This window comes from Enterococcus sp. DIV0421 (assembly GCF_051713745.1).
Taxonomy (GTDB): domain Bacteria; phylum Bacillota; class Bacilli; order Lactobacillales; family Enterococcaceae; genus Enterococcus_D; species Enterococcus_D casseliflavus.
Genome location: NZ_JBIOQM010000001.1, coordinates 1022406 through 1039677, shown reverse-complemented (window position 1 = coordinate 1039677; position 17272 = coordinate 1022406). Strand labels below are relative to the sequence as shown.

Below are 17272 nucleotides of genomic sequence, written 5' to 3'. Positions count from 1 at the left end.
CTTTCTTTTTTTAGGAAAAAGGAGCGAACCTGATGAATTTTACTGTAAAAGAAGCCGCTGCCGTATTTGGTCAGCAAATTAAAAATGAAACACCACTTGCCTCTGTGGAATTCGACAGCCGTCTGATCAAAGAAAACAGTCTTTTTGTTCCCTTAGCGGGGACCCGTGACGGACATGAATTTGCCCAACAAGCCAAAGACAATGGTGCGATCGCGACATTGTGGAGTCATCCCACCATCCAACCACCGCAAGGCATCCTTGTGATCCCCGTCACGGATACTGTCAAAGCGTTCCAACAGTTAGCACGAGCCTACAAAGAAAAACTTGCGCCAAAAATCATCGCTATTACCGGAAGTAATGGGAAAACAACCACAAAAGATATGGTAGACGCGGTTATGGCACAAAAATACCAGACCTACAAAACTCAAGGTAACCATAACAATGAACTAGGCGTGCCTTTGACTATCTTGCATGCACCAGAAGATACCCAAGTGTTGATTTTAGAAATGGGAATGGATCATGCAGGAGAAATCGAAGTCCTTTCGCGCTTAGCAGAACCTGACGCTGCCGCTATCACGTTGATAGGCGAAGCCCACATTGAAAACTTAGGGTCCAGAGAAGGGATCGCCAAAGCCAAAATGGAGATCACCGCAGGATTGAAAAAAGACGGCTTCTTTATGATGCCAGCTGATGAACCATTGTTAGAGCCCTTTGTTCCCAATTTAACGCAGACCATTGAAACTTTTGGTTTAACTGAGGGAGATCTACAAGGAGACATCGTGGAGGAATCGCAAGATCAGACGATTTTTACGGTAGCAAGTACGACTTTTACCTTACCGGTATTAGGCGGTTATAATGTCAAAAATGCCTTGATCGCGATTGGGTTAGGACGTCATTTTGGTGTATCAAATGAAGCCATCAAGGAGGGATTGGCGCATTTTCAATTAACGAAAAATCGGACCCAATGGGTGACTGCCGGTAATGGAGCAGCGATTTTGAGCGATATTTACAATGCCAATCCGACGGCCATGGGTCTCGTATTGGATAGTTTCCGCAAATTGCCCTTAGCAGGACGTCGGATCGCCGTATTGGCAGATATGCTTGAATTAGGACCAGATTCTGCACAAATGCACGAGCAGATGGCCGCACATTTAGATGACTCGTTCCAACTAGTTTTTCTTTATGGCAAAGAAATGCAAGCATTGCAAAAACGACTAGCTCAGTCACCACTGGCTGAGAAGGTGCGCTATTTTGCGACAGATGAAAAACCACAACTGATCGCCTCCTTAATAGAAACTTTAGAACCTTCCGACAGCTTGGTAATCAAAGGGAGCAATGGCATGGGCTTGAGCGAAGTCGTTGATGCACTAAAAGGAATGTAAAGCGGAGTTGAAATCTTGCTGAAACTTTCAAAACGTGTTATACTTATCTAACGCCGAAAGATGAAGCACAGAATGATTACTGTAAAAAACATTGACGTTTTGAGATAAAATGATGGCTGAGACAAACAACACTTGTTTTAGCCTTTTATAATGCCTTCGTGAAGCGGTTTTTCGGTACCGAGAGAAAGATAAGAGTAAATGGGACTACTCTTGTGTTTCTGAAGAACTAACCTACGCTTCGATGATAGAAAAACAGGCATCGAAAAGATGACCAGCCTAGGAGGATCCATTTGAAATTTAAAGATCTAGAATTATCCAACGAATTATTGACTTCTGTTGAGCGTGCCGGCTTTGAAGAAGCAACACCCATCCAAGAAGCAACGATTCCATTAGCCTTAGCAGGCAAAGACGTGATCGGTCAAGCACAGACCGGTACTGGTAAAACCGCCGCATTTGGTTTGCCAATGTTAGAAAAAATCGACCCAGCGAACCATCAACTACAAGGATTAGTGATTGCCCCAACCCGTGAATTAGCGATCCAAACCCAAGAAGAATTGTATCGTCTTGGTAAAGACAAAAAAATTCGCGTTCAAGCAGTTTACGGTGGAGCCGATATCGGCCGTCAAATCCGTCAATTAAAAGATCGTCCCCATATCGTAGTTGGTACGCCAGGACGTATGTTAGACCATATCAACCGCCACACCTTAAAATTAGGTACGGTTGAAACGCTTGTATTAGATGAAGCAGACGAAATGTTGAACATGGGCTTCTTGGAAGATATTGAAAAAATCATCAGCCAAGTGCCAGATGTTCGTCAAACGTTGCTATTTTCAGCAACAATGCCGCCAGCAATCAAAAATATCGGCGTGAAATTCATGAAAGAGCCTGAACATGTTCAAATCAAAGCCAAAGAAATGACCGCTGATTTGATTGATCAATACTATGTTCGCTCAAAAGATTACGAAAAATTCGATGTCATGACTCGTTTGTTGGATGTGCAATCACCTGAATTGACGATCGTTTTCGGTCGTACGAAACGTCGCGTTGATGAATTGGCACGTGGTTTAGAAGCCCGTGGCTACAAAGCTGAAGGCATTCACGGGGACCTTTCTCAACAAAAACGGATGAGCGTTTTGCGTTCATTTAAGAGTGGTCAATTAGATATCTTAGTTGCCACAGACGTAGCAGCTCGCGGATTAGATATTTCTGGTGTTACACACGTTTACAACTACGATATCCCTCAAGATCCTGAAAGCTATGTTCACCGGATCGGACGTACAGGTCGTGCCGGAAAAGGCGGAATGTCAGTGACTTTCGTTACACCAAACGAAATGAGCTACTTGCATGTCATTGAAAACTTAACGAAAAAACGGATGACACCAATGCGCCCACCAACCGAAAAAGAAGCATTTAAAGGTCAATTAGGTGCCGCAATCGAAGCCGTTGAAACAAAATTGGATGAAAATGGTTTGGATAAATACTTGCAAGCAGCCGACGATCTTTTGGAACGTTATTCTGCACAAGATTTAGCAGCACTGCTTCTAAAAACAATGGCGAAAGATCCAGCTGATTTAGCACCAGTGAAGATCACACCAGAGCGCCCATTACCTCAAGGAAAAAAATCATTCAATAAAAACGGACGTCGCAGCAATAACAGCAATGGCGGCAATCGTAACCGCAAAGAAAACGGTGGGAACCGTGGCGGCAACGGCAATAAAGCCCGTGGCAACTATTCAAAAGATGGTGCCCGTAAAAACAACCGCCGCAGCAACGACAAAAAACGCGGTTTCGTAATCAGAAATAACCAAGACTAATTAAGTTTGTGGACCTTGTAAGGAAACTTGCAAGGTCTTTTTTTATATAAAAAACAAATATGAGCGATTGAAAATCTTAATCTCCGTATAAACTCGTCAGATTTGAATGGTAATTCGCCATTTTTTTGGTAGAATGGTAACTAGCTGAACAAGGGGTATTTCCAATTTGGAAAACCCTATCTTAGGTGAAGGTAGAGAAAAGAATGATCAAAGGAATCGGGATCGATGCAGTCGAGCTGCCTCGAATGAAAGAATTAATTGAAAAAAAACCTCAGTTTATAACGCGTATTTTAACAGAGAAGGAAGCAAAATTATTTGCACGTTTGCCTCTGAAACGTCAGGTAGAGTTCCTTGGTGGGCGCTATGCCTGCAAAGAAGCGTTCTCGAAAGCTTGGGGGACAGGGATCGGCAAAGTTTCTTTTCATGATATTGAAGTCTTGACCAATGAATTCGGTGCACCGATCGTTACTAAAGCACCGCATCCTTTAGAAAAAACGTTTGTCAGTATCACCCATACAAATGATACTGCTTTTGCACAAATTATTTTAGAAGTACTAGATAGTGAATAAACCAAGTTGAAGTAGTCTGTCAGTCAAGAAGACTTTGATACTTCATGGACGAACAGCCGACTACATAAAACCAACTTAATTTGTTCATCTGATCAAGCACTAGTAGAAAGAAGGAACTGGAAATGGTGGTTGCTTACCATAGACCAACGAAAGCGATAATTGATACAACTGCGATTACCGAAAACATCAAACATGAGATTGCTCACTTACCAAGCGAGACATTTCTTTTTGCGGTGGTCAAAGCGAATGGTTACGGACACGGAGCGGTTCAAACCGCTCTTGCAGCCAAAGAAGGCGGCGCAGATGGTTTTTGCGTTGCGACGATCGATGAAGCGATCGAATTGAGAGAAGCAGGGATCACTGACCCGATTTTGATCTTAGGTGTCGTGAACGTGTGTGATATTTCCTTGCTGACGACCTATGATTTGTCATTTCCAGTCGCTTCGATGGACTGGTTGATAGAAGCAGGCGCTTATTTAGAGGAGAACCCTCTAAATAAGCCGCTTAAAGTGCATATCAAGGTGGATACTGGTATGGGGAGAATCGGCTTTTTGACTGCCGAAGAAGTGCGCCAAGCCGTTCTTTGGTTAGAAGATCACCCCTCTTTTGAGTGGGAAGGGATCTTTACCCATTTCTCCACAGCGGATCAAGCAGACACGAGCTATTGGGAAACCCAGCACCAACGTTTTAAAGAAGTCTTAACTGTTTTGCCCTATTTGCCGACATATATACATACAGGCAACAGCGCAACCTCTTTATGGCACAAAGAAGCAGTGGGAAATATGGTCCGTTTTGGGATCGCAATGTATGGCTTGAACCCATCAGGTCATGCGCTGAGCGAACCATTTTCCTTAAAACCTGCGCTTTCGCTCGTTTCTGAACTGATACAAGTGAAATTACTTGAAAAAGGAGCGGGGATTGGCTATGGTGAAACATATATCACTCCACGTCAGGAATGGATCGGCACCGTGCCTATCGGTTATGCTGACGGCTGGTTACGAAAAATGCAAGGCTTCTCGATCTTAGTAGAAGGCGAGCGTTGTGAGATCGTCGGTCGAGTGTGTATGGATCAATTGATGATTCGTTTGCCGCGGGCATTTGCTGTCGGTACACCAGTCACCTTGATCGGTGAGAATCATGGGGAACAAATTACGATGCAGGATGTTGCAGACCAGTTAGAAACGATTCACTATGAAGTAGCGTGTACCCTTTCAGCAAGGGTTCCGCGAGAATATAAAAGTTAGGGTGGTCCTATGGTAAAAAGGGGAGATATTTATTTTGCCGATCTTTCACCAGTGGTTGGATCGGAGCAAGGCGGGATACGTCCGGTCTTGATCATTCAAAATGACTTGGGGAATCACTTCAGTCCCACTGTGATCATTGCGGCGATCACGGCAAAAATGGCGAAGCCGAAATTACCAACGCATATTGGGATTTCCGCTTCTTGCACAGGGATTGGCAAAGACTCCGTCATTTTGATGGAACAGATTCGCACGATCGACAAAAGCCGTTTGAAAGAAAAGGTTTGTCACTTAGATGATAAAGTGATGTGTGAAGTCGATGCTGCCTTGATGATCAGTATTGGTGTTGAGCCGACTTTTGCCACATCAACGATCGAGGTGTAAATCTGTCAATGGGGTATGTAGTATTAATAGCAGTTATCATTTTATTGAGTTTCTTTACGTATAAACATATTCGCCGTTTTCTTTCAGAAACAAAAAAGCGCAACGAAACCATGGAACAAGGATATTATCTTGTGAGTCATACATATGAAGAAAAGCGGGAACAGACACATTATTACGGCGTTTTTCAGCAGGGAGACAAAGAGCTGATACTAGAAATGTCGCTACAACTTTATTTGCAACTGCAGCCGCCGCAACGGGGCATGTTGACCGCCAAAGAAGGCAGAGTGCTTTCTTTTGAAATGTGATCATGTAATGAAAGTAACGCGCACGAGGAAACAGCCCCCTCATGAAAACAAGCAGGAAAGAGCCGCTTTGTTTCGTACATCGGAGCAGGTTCTGTCACTGCTTGTTTTTTTCATGCAGGTCTTTGTGAGAGGTTTCCTATGGCCAAAGATTCAATGAATGGAAGAAAGAGCATCTTCAAAAAAGAGGAATACCACAAAAGCGTGGGGCTAGAATGCTTTGAAGATCAGGCAATGTACGGTTGCTTTTCACAAAGAATTCAGTTATAGTATGTAGCGACTAGTTTGAAAAGAGGGAAAAAAGTGAACCCATCGATTTATGGACTTACCAAATCAGATCTATCTTTGTGGATAACTGAACAAAATGAAAAGAAATTCCGTGCCAACCAAGTGTGGGAGTGGCTCTATGAAAAACGAGTAACCAGCTTTGAAGAAATGACCAATCTACCGAAACCTTTGATTGAGAAACTGTCGGCAGCCTTTGTGATCAATCCCCTGAAACAGATGGTGGTACAAGAAGCCAGTGACGGAACCGTCAAGTATTTATTCCAATTGCCAGACAATCACATGATTGAAACGGTCTTGATGCGTCAAGAATATGGCATGTCCGTTTGTGTGACGACCCAAGTCGGCTGCAACATCGGCTGTACGTTTTGTGCCAGTGGGTTATTAAAGAAGCAACGAGACTTAACGGCAGGCGAGATCGTGGCTCAAATCATGTTAGTACAACACTATTTTGATGAACGCAATGAAGGGGAACGAGTCTCTCACGTGGTGGTCATGGGGATCGGCGAACCCTTTGATAACTATGACAATGTGATGCATTTCTTACAGATCATCAATGACCCGAAAGGCTTAGCGATCGGCGCGCGGCATATTACTGTGTCAACCAGCGGCTTAGCGCATAAAATTAGAGAGTTTGCGGAGAACGGCTTGCAAGTGAACCTAGCGATTTCGCTGCATGCCCCAAATAACGAAGTCAGAACCTCCATGATGCGGATCAATCGGAGTTTCCCGATTGAAAAGCTGATGGCAGCGGTCGACTATTATTTAGAAAAAACCAATCGTCGGATCACATTTGAGTACATCATGCTGGATCATGTCAATGACCGGCCAGAACATGCCCGTCAGTTGGCTGCTTTATTGAAGGATAAAAAGAAATTGTCATACGTCAATTTGATCCCATATAACCCAGTGAGTGAGCATGACCAATACGCTCGAAGTAAAAAAGCCGATGTGCTAGCCTTTTATGACATTTTAAAGAAAAACGGCATCAATTGCGTGATCCGTAAAGAACACGGGACAGATATCGACGCAGCTTGCGGACAGCTACGAAGCAAACAAATGAAAAAAGAAGCCTCCGCTTCTTAAACGTAAAAAGCAAAAGAAGGACTGCACAAGCGCAGTTCTTCTTTTTTTTATTTACTATCAAAGTAATTAAAAAACACATTAAAGAAAGCGTATTCCTCGAAAGAAAATTCAAAAAACATTGTTTTACAAGAAAAAAATAGATTATACTAAAAGCTGGTATCCATTAAAAATAACATATCGTGAAAGGATGATTTGATGGAATGGATTAAATTAATTGGTATTCTAGTTATTTTAGTCGGCTTTTTGCTGAAGCTAGATACTATTGCTGTCGTAATCGTTGCTGGTTTTGTCACCGCGCTTGTGTCGGGGATTTCTGTTGTTGATTTTTTAACAATGTTAGGAGAAGCGTTTGTCAATAATCGACTCGTTACACTGTTCTTACTGACACTACCGATGGTCGGCTTGTCAGAACGTTTTGGCTTGAAGCAGCAGGCAGTCATATTGATTGAAAAGATCAAAGGCTTAACACCAGGGAAGTTCTTGAGCTTGTACTTGTTTATTCGAGAACTTGCTGGCTTTTTCTCTATTCGGATCCAAGGACATACACAATTTATCCGCCCGATCGTTAACCCGATGGCGCAAGCTGCTGGGGAAAACAAATTTGGGGAACTGGATGAAAAAGATCAGGAAAAAATCAAAGCTCGGGCTGCCGCTAACGAAAACTTCGGGAATTTCTTTGCGCAAAATACCTTTGTGGCTGCTTCTGGTGTGCTATTGATCGTAGGAACATTGCAATCTCTTGGCTACGATGTGGCAGCTAGTTCAATCGCGCAAGCCTCATTGCCGATCGCATTGATCGTCTTAGTCATTGCTACGTTGTCGAACTTGCTCTTTGATCGTAAATTAGCAAAAAAATATGGCAAGAAGGAGGACAAATAGATGGAAGGAATCGTTAACGGATTACTGGAATTCTTTTATATCTTGATAGGATTGCTGTCGATCATGACGGCTGTACGGGTTTTTCGCGAAGCGGATCATCCCACCCGATTAGGCACCTCTGCTTTTTGGTTACTGCTAGGGATCGTCTTTGCTTTCGGGAATTTCTTGCCGTATCTTGTGGACGGGATTTTGATCGTTTTGATGGGCTGTTTGACCTTCTTCAAACAAGTGCAGATTGGTAAAATCGTGGACGTGGATGATGAAAAAGCAGAAGCATCGGCTAAACGGATCGGTAGTACGATCTTCGTGCCATGTATCAGCTTAGCATTGATCGCTGTGGTGATTTCTTATACACCATTAGGAGGCCAAGTTGGAATCGGGATCGCATCGATCTTAGCGCTCTTGTTGGCAGTCGTGCTAACTTCCGCTAAACCGAAAACAGTGCTGGAAGATTCCGACCGGATGCTTCGTCAAGTCGGAACTGCCGGTATCTTGCCGCAGTTATTAGCAGCACTAGGTGTCATTTTTAACGCTGCTGGTGTCGGTGATGTGATTTCTCAAGGAATCTCTGGTGTCGTGCCAGAAGGCAATCGTTTTATCGGCGTCGTGGCTTACTGTTTAGGAATGATGATCTTTACTATGATTATGGGAAATGGTTTTGCGGCATTTACCGTTATTACTGCAGGCATCGGTGTACCTTTTGTGATGGAGCAAGGCGGCGACCCAGTCGTTGCTGGTGCGTTGGCAATGACCGCTGGTTTTTGTGGCACATTGCTGACTCCGATGGCAGCCAATTTCAATGCACTGCCAGTGGCCTTGTTAGAGATGAAAGACCCCAATGGCGTCATTAAAGCACAAGCCCCAATTGCATTCTTGTTGTTAGTGATCCACATCGCTTTAATGTACTTTTGGGCATTTTAGTGGTAAAACAAAGAGGGAAGGATGATGGAAATGAAACTATTAATTACTGGATTTGATCCATTTGGCGGAGAAGCAATCAATCCTGCCTTAGAAGCAGTGAAATTACTGCCAGATACAATTCATGGTGCACAGATCGTGAAAGCAGAGATCCCCACTGTATTTGGGAAATCAGCAGCGATCGTCGCAGAGAAAATTGAAGAGATCCACCCAGATGTCGTTTTAAACATTGGCCAAGCGGGTGGACGGTTTGCCATCTCACCAGAACGAGTGGCGATCAATGTGGATGATGCCCGGATTCCTGATAACGAAGGCAATCAACCCGTCGATGAAGCGATCCAAACAGAAGGGAAGCCTGCTTACTTCACACAACTGCCGATCAAAGCAATGGTAGAAAACATGAAAAAAGCAGGAATACCGGCAGCCGTTTCTAATACTGCTGGAACCTTCGTCTGCAACCACATCATGTATCAAGTACAATACATGATCGATACAAAATACCCTGAAATGAAGGGTGGTTTTATCCACGTGCCGTTTATTCCTCAGCAAGTCGTCGATAAAGCAGGACAGCCTGCAATGAGCATCGAAGACATCGCCAAAGGATTGACTGCAGCGGTGGAAGCCATCGTTGATTATGCCGACAAAGAAGATCTAAAAGCAATTGGCGGCGCGATCCATTAATCATTAAAGAGTACATCCTTTCGGGGATGAAACAAATGTCTTTAAGGCGAGAAGACCTGATCAGCAAGCATGCGATCAGGTCTTTTTTTGGACTATTTTGAAAAAATCATTGGCGATTTCTGTATGTTTACCCTTCTATCAGACATTTCTCATTTTGACGGATCAAATGAAAAAGAAAGACAGAAAATGAATGTAAGTTACATTTAACCATGTTTTTTTATTATTTTTTTTGCTTTATTTCTTATAAATAAAGAAAGGAAAAATAGCATTTAACGAATGTTTGATGAGAGTAAGGTAAGTAAATACCAAGAAAACTTTCTGTCAGAGGTGTTTTTTATCGAAAAAAGGATTGCTTTTTTAATAATTATTAATTAAAATCTTATCTAACTTCAGAAATCGCATGATTATTCTGAAAATTAATTCAATTAAGGGGTAGGACAGGATGAAGAATAAATGGGCCTATGGTTTAGTGGCTGTGTGTGGCGTGGCGTTAGCCGGTTGTACAACGGGCGGAACAAATAGTTCAAGCAATGACACAGCAGCAAGCGGCGACAGCAGTGCAGAACAAGTGTTTAACGTAGTGGTTTCACAAGAAATGCCAAGTGCGGATCTCTCATTAGCAACCGATACGATCAGCTTCAGTGCATTGAACAATGTATATGAAGGACTGTATCGTTTGGATGCTGACAGTACACCACAACCTGCTGGTGCAGCTGAAGCAGCTGAAGTCAGCGAGGATGGACTGACTTACAAGATCAAATTACGTGAAGATGCGAAATGGTCAAATGGTGACCCTGTTACAGCAGCGGATTATGTCTATGGTTGGCAACGGACAGTCAAACCTGAAACAGCATCAGAATACGCGTATCTATTTTCACCAGTTAAGAACGCAGATGCCATCACAGCAGGTGATACGGATCCATCAGAGCTAGGCATCAAAGCAGTGGGGGATTATGAATTAGAAATCACCCTAGCAAAAGCAACACCTTACTTTGACTACTTATTAGCATTCCCATCCTTCTTCCCACAAAATCAAAAAGTGGTAGAAGAAAATGGCGATCAATATGCGTCAACTAGCGACAATGCTGTCTATAATGGACCGTTTGTCTTGACTGGGTTTGATGGACCAGGAACGGATACGGAATGGGCTTATGAAAAGAACGACCAATATTGGGACAAAGATACTGTTAAATTACAAACGATCAACGTAAGCGTCGTGAAGGAATCCTCAACTGCCTTGAACCTTTTCCAAGATGGACAAGCAGATGATGTCATCCTAACAGGTGAATTAGCGCAACAAATGGCTAACGATGAAGCCTTCGTTTCTCAACCAGAAGCAACGACTTCTTACCTAGAATTGAACCAACGTGATGAAGATTCACCTTTCCGTAACGAAAACTTACGTAAAGCGATCTCTTATGCGATCGACCGTGATGCCTTAGTGACATCGATCTTAGGGGATGGTTCGATTGCTTCAACTGGGTTGGTACCAGAAGGCATGACCTTCAGCCCTGGTGATCATACAGACTTCACGGAAGCAGCTGGCAGCGTCATTGAATACAATGAAGAACAAGCCAAAGAACATTGGGAAAAAGCCAAAGAAGAATTAGGGATCGATTCATTAGAATTTGATATCTTAGCTTCTGATACAGACTCAACGAAGAAAATCATTGAGTACTTGCAAGATACGATCGAAAAAACATTGGACGGTGTGAAAGTCACGTTAAGTCCAGTACCATTCTCTGTTCGTTTGGATCGTTCAAACGCTGGTGATTTTGATACAGTAATGGGTGGTTGGGGTGCTGACTATGCCGATGCAAGTAGTTTTACTGACTTGTTTACGACAGGCAACTCATACAACCGTGGGCAATGGAGCAACGAAGAATATGATGCAGCCGTTGAAGCAGCGGGTACAACCAATGCCAATGACCCTGACAAACGTTGGGAAGATCTAGTCAATGCAGAAAAAATCATTATGAATGAACAAGGTGTCATTCCAGTTTATCAAAAAGCGGAAGCACACTTACGTGCAACAAAAGTCAAAGGTGTTGTTGCTCACGCAGCGGGCGCACAATACGACTACAAGTGGACATCAATCGAATAATCACGAGTAGTTGACTTGAAATGCCGAAGAAAAGGCTGGGACAATTTCTTGTCTCAGCCTTTTGCTTCTCATTTCAATGAGTAAAACTATAAGAATGAAATTAACTAGTAGCAATCATTAAAAAGAGCAATGAAAGGAATAACAAGAAGACACCAGGCCATAACCAAAAGGCGTAGCTCTGTTTGCCGACTTGGGATAATTTCAGATAATCTGTTTTATTTTTGGAAAAAGCTTTCTTCATGGAGTATTGAAAATGGTCAAAGAAACCAGAAGCAAATACCCATAAAAAACCGCCAATGATCAAAAAGAACAGCGCCCACAAGAAAAGGGCATCTGAAAGAGCTGCTATGGAAAATTCATTTTTTATGGCTAACCATCCGCCAGAAATTGCGAGGCATAGGAGGGGTATGAGCCCACTACTTTTTTTTATTTTCATGATCTGACTCCTTTTTAATGATTCGTACTATGTTAATTTACATAATTATTGAATAGAAGTCAAAATACTTAAGGGGGAAACTGCGTGAACAGCTTTTTGAAATATTTATTGAAACGAGTGTTCTACATGGTCTTAACATTATGGCTGATTGCCACGATCACCTTTTTCTTGATGCAATTTTTGCCAGGAACACCATATACGAATGCTGAAAAATTAAGTCCAGAACAAATTGCCTTGCTAAATGAGCAAGCAGGATTGGACAAACCGATCATTACCCAATATTGGCTTTATTTGACCAATTTACTAAAAGGTGACTTTGGGATCTCTTTCCAATTTAAAAACCAGCCAGTAGCGAATTTATTATCAGGAAGAATCGGACCTTCACTGCAACTAGGGCTACAAGCGATCATCTTTGGTACGTTCTTTGGGATCATTTTAGGAACGATCTCTGCGATGAAGCAAAATACTTGGATCGATACAACGTCTACCTTAGTGGCGATCTTAGGACGTTCGATCCCTAACTTTGTCTTTGCCGTGTTGCTGCAATACATTTTTGCCATCAAACTAGGGATCTTACCGATTGCTAAGTGGGAGACTTTTGCCAGCACGATCCTACCGACCGTCGCCTTGGCGATGTCGCCGTTAGCGGATTCCGCCAGGTTTATTCGAACCGAGATGGTGGAAGTGCTGCATAGTGATTATGTCGAGTTGGCACGAGCAAAAGGGTTAAGCCGCTGGGAAATTGCCTTCAAGCATGGTTTGCGGAATAGTTTGATTCCATTATTGACGCTGTTAGGACCGCTAGCTGTCGGTTTGATGACGGGTTCTCTTGTCGTAGAAAATATTTTTGCGATCCCAGGTATCGGTGAACAGTTCGTAAAATCAATCATGACCAATGACTATCCAACGATCATGGCGGTAACAATTCTTTATTCCGCGATGTTGGTCTTTGTTATTCTTGTTGTTGATATTTTATATGGAATCGTTGATCCGCGGATCCGAGTTTCAGAAGGGAGTCGTGGCTAATGGCAGAGAAACCTTACACAGCAAATGATGTTGCTGCCATCGATGCAGCCAAATTTCAACCGTTACAAAAAAATACCAATGAAGAGCGTGAAGCGATCGCAACCCCTTCATTAACGTTTTTCCAAGATTCATGGCGTCGTCTGAAAAAGAACAAAGCCGCGGTCTTCTCAATCATTTTGTTGCTGATCATTATCGCGATCTCAATCATTACGATTTTTGTCTCGCCGCATGATCCAACCGCGCAAAATGTAACCTTTACAAATCTGCCGCCGAAAATTCCTGGTATCAACATCAATGGCTTAAACGGCTATGCGATGGTGGGAGGCGAGCTAGTAGATAAGTATGCAGCTGCCAATGTTCCTGACGGGACGTATTTCCTTTTAGGAACGGATGGCTTGGGTCGTGACCTATTGAGTCGTCTATTCGTAGGGACACGTATTTCCTTGTTGATCGCGTTTATCGCGGCAATGCTTGACATCATCTTTGGTGTAACCTATGGCCTGATCTCTGGTCTTTTAGGTGGACGGATCGATAATGTGATGCAACGTTTTCTAGAAATCTTATCTGGTATTCCCAACTTGGTGGTAATGATCTTGATGTTGGTGGTTTTTGAACCTGGGATCTTCTCGATCGTGGCAGCAATGGCGATCACTAACTGGATTCCAATGGCGCGGATCGTACGGGCCCAAACGATGAAACTAAAAGATCAAGAATTCGTTTTAGCCGCAACGACGCTGGGGGAAAGTCGCCTCAAGATTGCGATGAAACACGTATTACCGAATATTTCCAGCGTGATCATCGTACAAATGATGTTCAGTATTCCCTCGGCGATTTTCTTCGAGGCCTTCCTAAGCTTTATTGGGCTAGGATTAAAACCACCTTCAGCATCTTTAGGGATGTTACTAAGCGATGGCTACAAAACCTTCTTGTTCCTGCCTTACCAAATGTGGGTACCAGCTGTGACCTTGTCTGTGATTATGATTGGGTTCAACTTGCTGGCAGACGGTTTGCGTGATGCCTTTGATCCGAAAATGAAAGAGTGATTGCTATGAAAAAAGTCTTAGAAGTGAAAAACTTAGAAATTTCTTTTGACACCTTTGCTGGGAAAGTCCAAGCGATCCGCGATGTCAGTTTCGATCTATACAAAGGAGAAACCTTGGCGATCGTGGGCGAATCTGGGAGCGGCAAGTCCGTGACGACCCGCAGTATCATGGGGTTGTTAGCCAGCAATGCCAATGTCGATAATGGCCAGATCCTCTTCAATGGGACGGACATTTTGAAAAAATCCGAAAAAGAACTGCAAAAAATCCGTGGCAAGGAAATCGCCATGATTTTCCAAGATCCAATGACTTCATTGGACCCAACGATGCCGATTGGCAAGCAAGTGGCAGAATCATTGATGAAGCACAACAAAATCAGTAAAAAAGAAGGCTTGCGACAAGCGTTGGAACTATTGAACCTTGTCGGCATCCCGAATGCTGAGAAACGCTTGAAAAATTATCCGCATCAATTTTCTGGTGGTCAGCGGCAGCGGATCGTCATTGCGATTGCGTTGATCTGTTACCCGCAGATCTTGATTGCAGATGAACCAACGACTGCATTGGATGTAACGATCCAAGCACAAATCTTAGAGTTATTAAAAGATATCCAGAAGAAAATCAATTCGTCCATCGTCTTCATTACCCATGACTTAGGGGTCGTTGCCAATGTGGCGGATCGGGTGGCCGTGATGTACGGTGGGAAAATCGTCGAAGTGGGGACCGCAGAAGAGATCTTCTACAATCCGCAACATCCATACACTTGGGGCTTGTTAGGTTCGATGCCGACGTTAGAAGGAACAGGCGATCGCTTGTACGCGATTCCTGGTTCACCTCCAGATTTGTTAGATCCGCCAACAGGCGATGCTTTTTATCCACGGAACGAGTTTGCCTTGCAGATCGATGCTGAACAGCAACCGCCATTCTTTGACGTCTCACCGACGCACAAAGCGGCCACTTGGCTATTAGCGCCGCAAGCACCGAAAGTGACTCCGCCGGATGAGATCTTGATTCGCTGGAAAAAATTCCAAGAAAAAAATACTCAGGCATCTGTCTAAAGGAGGAGAAACGGTTGGAAAAAGTTTTACTTGAAGTAAAGAATCTCAAACAATATTTTAACGTTGGCCGCAAAGACGAAGTCAAAGCCGTCGATGATATCTCCTTCCAAATCTATGAAGGAGAAACCTTTGGTCTAGTCGGTGAATCCGGAAGCGGAAAATCGACGACTGGACGGACGGTGATTCGTTTGAATAACCCTACCGGAGGCGAAGTTCTTTTTGATGGACAAGATGTTATGAAAATCAAAGGCAAGAAACCGCTGGCTGATTTTCGTCGAGAAGTTCAAATGGTCTTCCAAGATCCTTATGCTTCCTTGAATCCACGGATGAAAGTTCGGGACATTATTGCCGAAGGGATCGATATTAACGGACTAGCCAAAAATGAAAAAGAACGCAATGATCGGGTGGATGAACTTTTGCGAACCGTCGGACTAAACCCAAGTCACGGGACCCGTTATCCTCATGAATTTTCAGGTGGACAACGTCAGCGGATCGGGATCGCCCGCGCGTTAGCCGTCGATCCAAAATTCATCATCTGTGATGAACCGATCTCGGCATTGGATGTTTCGATCCAAGCCCAAGTCGTCAACTTGCTGCAAGATCTGCAAGAAGAACATAAATTGACGTACTTGTTTATCGCCCATGATTTATCGATGGTCAAACACATCAGCGATCGGATCGGCGTGATGCACAACGGCAAACTGCTAGAAGTAGGCACCAGCGATGAAATCTATCATTACGGGGTCCATCCGTATACTGAAAGTCTTTTATCAGCGATTCCGCTGCCAGATCCTGACCATGAGCGTCAACGCAAACGGATCAAATACGTCAGCGAACCAAACGATAACCAAGAACGAGCAATGGAAGAGATCGCACCAGGACATTTCGTTTATGCCACGAAAAAAGAAGCCAAGATCTATCAAGAAAAGTTAGCACAAAAAAAGGGGAACTAGCGTCAAAGGTATAGGGAGTGTTAGGAGGAGATGAAACTGGGTGTTTTAAAAGCATACAAATTTCGGATCTATCCTAATGGACAGCAAAAACAGTTTTTCATCGAAACCTTCGGCTGTGTACGTTTTACGTACAATCAACTGCTAGAGGCAAAGATGGAGGAGCTGGCCAACAATGAAGCAAAGCAAGGGTTGACGCCAGCCAAACTAAAAAAGGAGTATCCTTTTTTGAAGGAGACCGATAGTTTGGCATTGGCGAATGCACAACGGAATCTGGACCGAGCGTTTCGAAATTACTTTCAAAAGCGGGCTGGCTTTCCAAAAATGAAAACCAAAAAAAGTATCTGGCAATCGTATACCACCAATAATCAGCAGCACACCATTTATTTTGAAGACGATCAAATCAAGCTGCCAAAGCTTAAAACATTGGTTCCCGTAAAAAAGCATCGGGCGATCAAAGGGAAGATCAAATCGGCAACGATCTCAGCAAAAAACAACGAAGAGTTTTACATCTCGATCCTTTGTTTGGAAGAGATCTCGCCATTGCCGAAGCAGCAAGCCTCTGTCGCTGTTGTTTATGATCCGCAGCAGTTGGTCAAAGCCAACCAGCCGATACCCATCACCTGTGAACATGCCATCCAAACGAAGCAAAAGCTGACGCGAGCAGAACGCAAGCTTCAGGTGAAAGCGACGGCGGTCAAACGGAAAAAAATCCTTTTGACCCAGGCGCGAAATTATCAGAAGCTAAAAGGAAAGGTCGCTCGCCTTTATCGTTTTCACTGCTGTCAAAAGCGGGAATTCATCGATCAAGTCAGCTACCATCTCGTAAAACAGTACGATACGATCTATTTGGAACAAATCGCAGAAGATACGGTTTTAAAAGCTGGTCATTACAGCATCAGTGATTGGCATCAATTCGTTCGTAAAATCCAGTACAAAGCGCAGTGGTACGGCAAAGAACTGCGTTTTGTTACGTTGGATACGCAGGACCAACAGAAGCTAGAACGGCTCTCAGGCGAAATGAGCAGCTGAGCCGCTTGAACTGGAAGGAACGCCAGGGATCGCCTTGGGTATAGAAAAAATCTTTCTGATTTTTGTTTCTAGGAACCACGTTCACTAA

General features: G+C 43.5%; 17 protein-coding genes. 16 read left to right on the top strand and 1 reads right to left on the bottom strand.

Annotation, left to right across the window (positions count from 1 at the left end; genetic code table 11):
- Window positions 1-32: 32 nt before the first annotated feature.
- From IGI96_RS04985 to IGI96_RS04935, 11 genes are all read left to right on the top strand, one after another.
- Complete coding sequence (locus IGI96_RS04985; protein WP_074934075.1) at window positions 33-1382, top strand: UDP-N-acetylmuramoyl-tripeptide--D-alanyl-D-alanine ligase; 1350 nt, start codon at window positions 33-35, stop codon at window positions 1380-1382.
- A gap of 290 nt (window positions 1383-1672) precedes the next feature.
- On the top strand, window positions 1673-3196 hold the full coding sequence (gene cshA / locus IGI96_RS04980) for a degradosome RNA helicase CshA (protein ID WP_074934076.1): 1524 nt from the start codon (window positions 1673-1675) through the stop codon (window positions 3194-3196).
- Between the two features lie 203 nt (window positions 3197-3399).
- The gene (gene acpS, locus IGI96_RS04975) at window positions 3400-3765 is read left to right on the top strand and encodes a holo-ACP synthase (protein ID WP_015510424.1); all 366 of its coding nucleotides are present in this window, start codon (window positions 3400-3402) and stop codon (window positions 3763-3765) included.
- A gap of 122 nt (window positions 3766-3887) precedes the next feature.
- On the top strand, window positions 3888-5009 hold the full coding sequence (alr, locus tag IGI96_RS04970; protein ID WP_086337846.1) for an alanine racemase: 1122 nt from the start codon (window positions 3888-3890) through the stop codon (window positions 5007-5009).
- 9 nt (window positions 5010-5018) lie between these two features.
- A complete protein-coding gene (locus IGI96_RS04965; RefSeq protein WP_005227961.1) occupies window positions 5019-5390 on the top strand; it encodes a type II toxin-antitoxin system PemK/MazF family toxin in 372 nt (123 codons plus the stop codon).
- 8 nt (window positions 5391-5398) lie between these two features.
- A complete protein-coding gene (locus IGI96_RS04960) occupies window positions 5399-5695 on the top strand; it encodes a hypothetical protein (protein ID WP_074934078.1) in 297 nt (98 codons plus the stop codon).
- Window positions 5696-5995: 300 nt separating this feature from the next.
- The gene (rlmN, locus tag IGI96_RS04955) at window positions 5996-7063 is read left to right on the top strand and encodes a 23S rRNA (adenine(2503)-C(2))-methyltransferase RlmN (protein ID WP_015510422.1); all 1068 of its coding nucleotides are present in this window, start codon (window positions 5996-5998) and stop codon (window positions 7061-7063) included.
- A gap of 195 nt (window positions 7064-7258) precedes the next feature.
- A complete protein-coding gene (locus IGI96_RS04950; RefSeq protein WP_010749105.1) occupies window positions 7259-7942 on the top strand; it encodes a DUF969 domain-containing protein in 684 nt (227 codons plus the stop codon).
- Complete coding sequence (locus IGI96_RS04945; RefSeq protein WP_438784903.1) at window positions 7943-8863, top strand: DUF979 domain-containing protein; 921 nt, start codon at window positions 7943-7945, stop codon at window positions 8861-8863.
- Between the two features lie 30 nt (window positions 8864-8893).
- Window positions 8894-9541, top strand: a complete 648-nt coding sequence (pcp, locus tag IGI96_RS04940; RefSeq protein ID WP_005227979.1) for a pyroglutamyl-peptidase I — start codon at window positions 8894-8896, stop codon at window positions 9539-9541.
- A 442-nt stretch (window positions 9542-9983) separates the two neighbouring features.
- A complete protein-coding gene (locus tag IGI96_RS04935) occupies window positions 9984-11645 on the top strand; it encodes a peptide ABC transporter substrate-binding protein (protein ID WP_005227982.1) in 1662 nt (553 codons plus the stop codon).
- Between the two features lie 100 nt (window positions 11646-11745).
- Here the strand turns inward: IGI96_RS04935 and IGI96_RS04930 are convergent, their stop codons facing one another.
- On the bottom strand, window positions 11746-12081 hold the full coding sequence (locus IGI96_RS04930; protein ID WP_005227990.1) for a DUF3899 domain-containing protein: 336 nt from the start codon (window positions 12079-12081) through the stop codon (window positions 11746-11748).
- Between the two features lie 84 nt (window positions 12082-12165).
- Between IGI96_RS04930 and opp3b the strand changes: the two genes are divergently transcribed.
- The 5 genes from opp3b to IGI96_RS04905 are packed head-to-tail and all read left to right on the top strand — an operon-like array spanning window position 12166 to window position 17184.
- Complete coding sequence (opp3b, locus tag IGI96_RS04925) at window positions 12166-13107, top strand: oligopeptide ABC transporter permease (RefSeq protein WP_005227991.1); 942 nt, start codon at window positions 12166-12168, stop codon at window positions 13105-13107.
- Complete coding sequence (locus tag IGI96_RS04920; RefSeq protein WP_005227994.1) at window positions 13107-14150, top strand: ABC transporter permease; 1044 nt, start codon at window positions 13107-13109, stop codon at window positions 14148-14150. The genes opp3b and IGI96_RS04920 overlap by 1 nt, the downstream gene beginning before the upstream one ends.
- Entirely contained in the window at window positions 14150-15202 is a 1053-nt protein-coding gene (locus IGI96_RS04915; RefSeq protein WP_216593164.1) for an ABC transporter ATP-binding protein, read from the top strand. Before IGI96_RS04920 ends, IGI96_RS04915 begins: the two co-directional genes overlap by 1 nt.
- A gap of 14 nt (window positions 15203-15216) precedes the next feature.
- Complete coding sequence (locus IGI96_RS04910; protein ID WP_005227998.1) at window positions 15217-16155, top strand: ABC transporter ATP-binding protein; 939 nt, start codon at window positions 15217-15219, stop codon at window positions 16153-16155.
- A 30-nt stretch (window positions 16156-16185) separates the two neighbouring features.
- Window positions 16186-17184 (top strand): RNA-guided endonuclease TnpB family protein, encoded by a 999-nt coding sequence (locus IGI96_RS04905; RefSeq protein ID WP_015510419.1) that lies wholly within the window; start codon window positions 16186-16188, stop codon window positions 17182-17184.
- The last annotated feature ends 88 nt before the right edge of the window (window positions 17185-17272 follow it).

What these genes read in the sequence shown, in the direction of transcription:
- IGI96_RS04985 (WP_074934075.1), top strand. Translation starts at nt 33, where the DNA reads ATGAATTTTACTGTAAAAGAAGCCGCTGCCGTATTTGGTCAGCAAATT.
- acpS (WP_015510424.1), top strand. Translation starts at nt 3,400, where the DNA reads ATGATCAAAGGAATCGGGATCGATGCAGTCGAGCTGCCTCGAATGAAA.
- alr (WP_086337846.1), top strand. Translation starts at nt 3,888, where the DNA reads ATGGTGGTTGCTTACCATAGACCAACGAAAGCGATAATTGATACAACT.
- IGI96_RS04965 (WP_005227961.1), top strand. Translation starts at nt 5,019, where the DNA reads ATGGTAAAAAGGGGAGATATTTATTTTGCCGATCTTTCACCAGTGGTT.
- IGI96_RS04960 (WP_074934078.1), top strand. Translation starts at nt 5,399, where the DNA reads ATGGGGTATGTAGTATTAATAGCAGTTATCATTTTATTGAGTTTCTTT.
- IGI96_RS04950 (WP_010749105.1), top strand. Translation starts at nt 7,259, where the DNA reads ATGGAATGGATTAAATTAATTGGTATTCTAGTTATTTTAGTCGGCTTT.
- IGI96_RS04945 (WP_438784903.1), top strand. Translation starts at nt 7,943, where the DNA reads ATGGAAGGAATCGTTAACGGATTACTGGAATTCTTTTATATCTTGATA.
- pcp (WP_005227979.1), top strand. Translation starts at nt 8,894, where the DNA reads ATGAAACTATTAATTACTGGATTTGATCCATTTGGCGGAGAAGCAATC.
- IGI96_RS04935 (WP_005227982.1), top strand. Translation starts at nt 9,984, where the DNA reads ATGAAGAATAAATGGGCCTATGGTTTAGTGGCTGTGTGTGGCGTGGCG.
- IGI96_RS04930 (WP_005227990.1), bottom strand. Translation starts at nt 12,081, where the DNA reads ATGAAAATAAAAAAAAGTAGTGGGCTCATACCCCTCCTATGCCTCGCA.
- IGI96_RS04920 (WP_005227994.1), top strand. Translation starts at nt 13,107, where the DNA reads ATGGCAGAGAAACCTTACACAGCAAATGATGTTGCTGCCATCGATGCA.
- IGI96_RS04905 (WP_015510419.1), top strand. Translation starts at nt 16,186, where the DNA reads ATGAAACTGGGTGTTTTAAAAGCATACAAATTTCGGATCTATCCTAAT.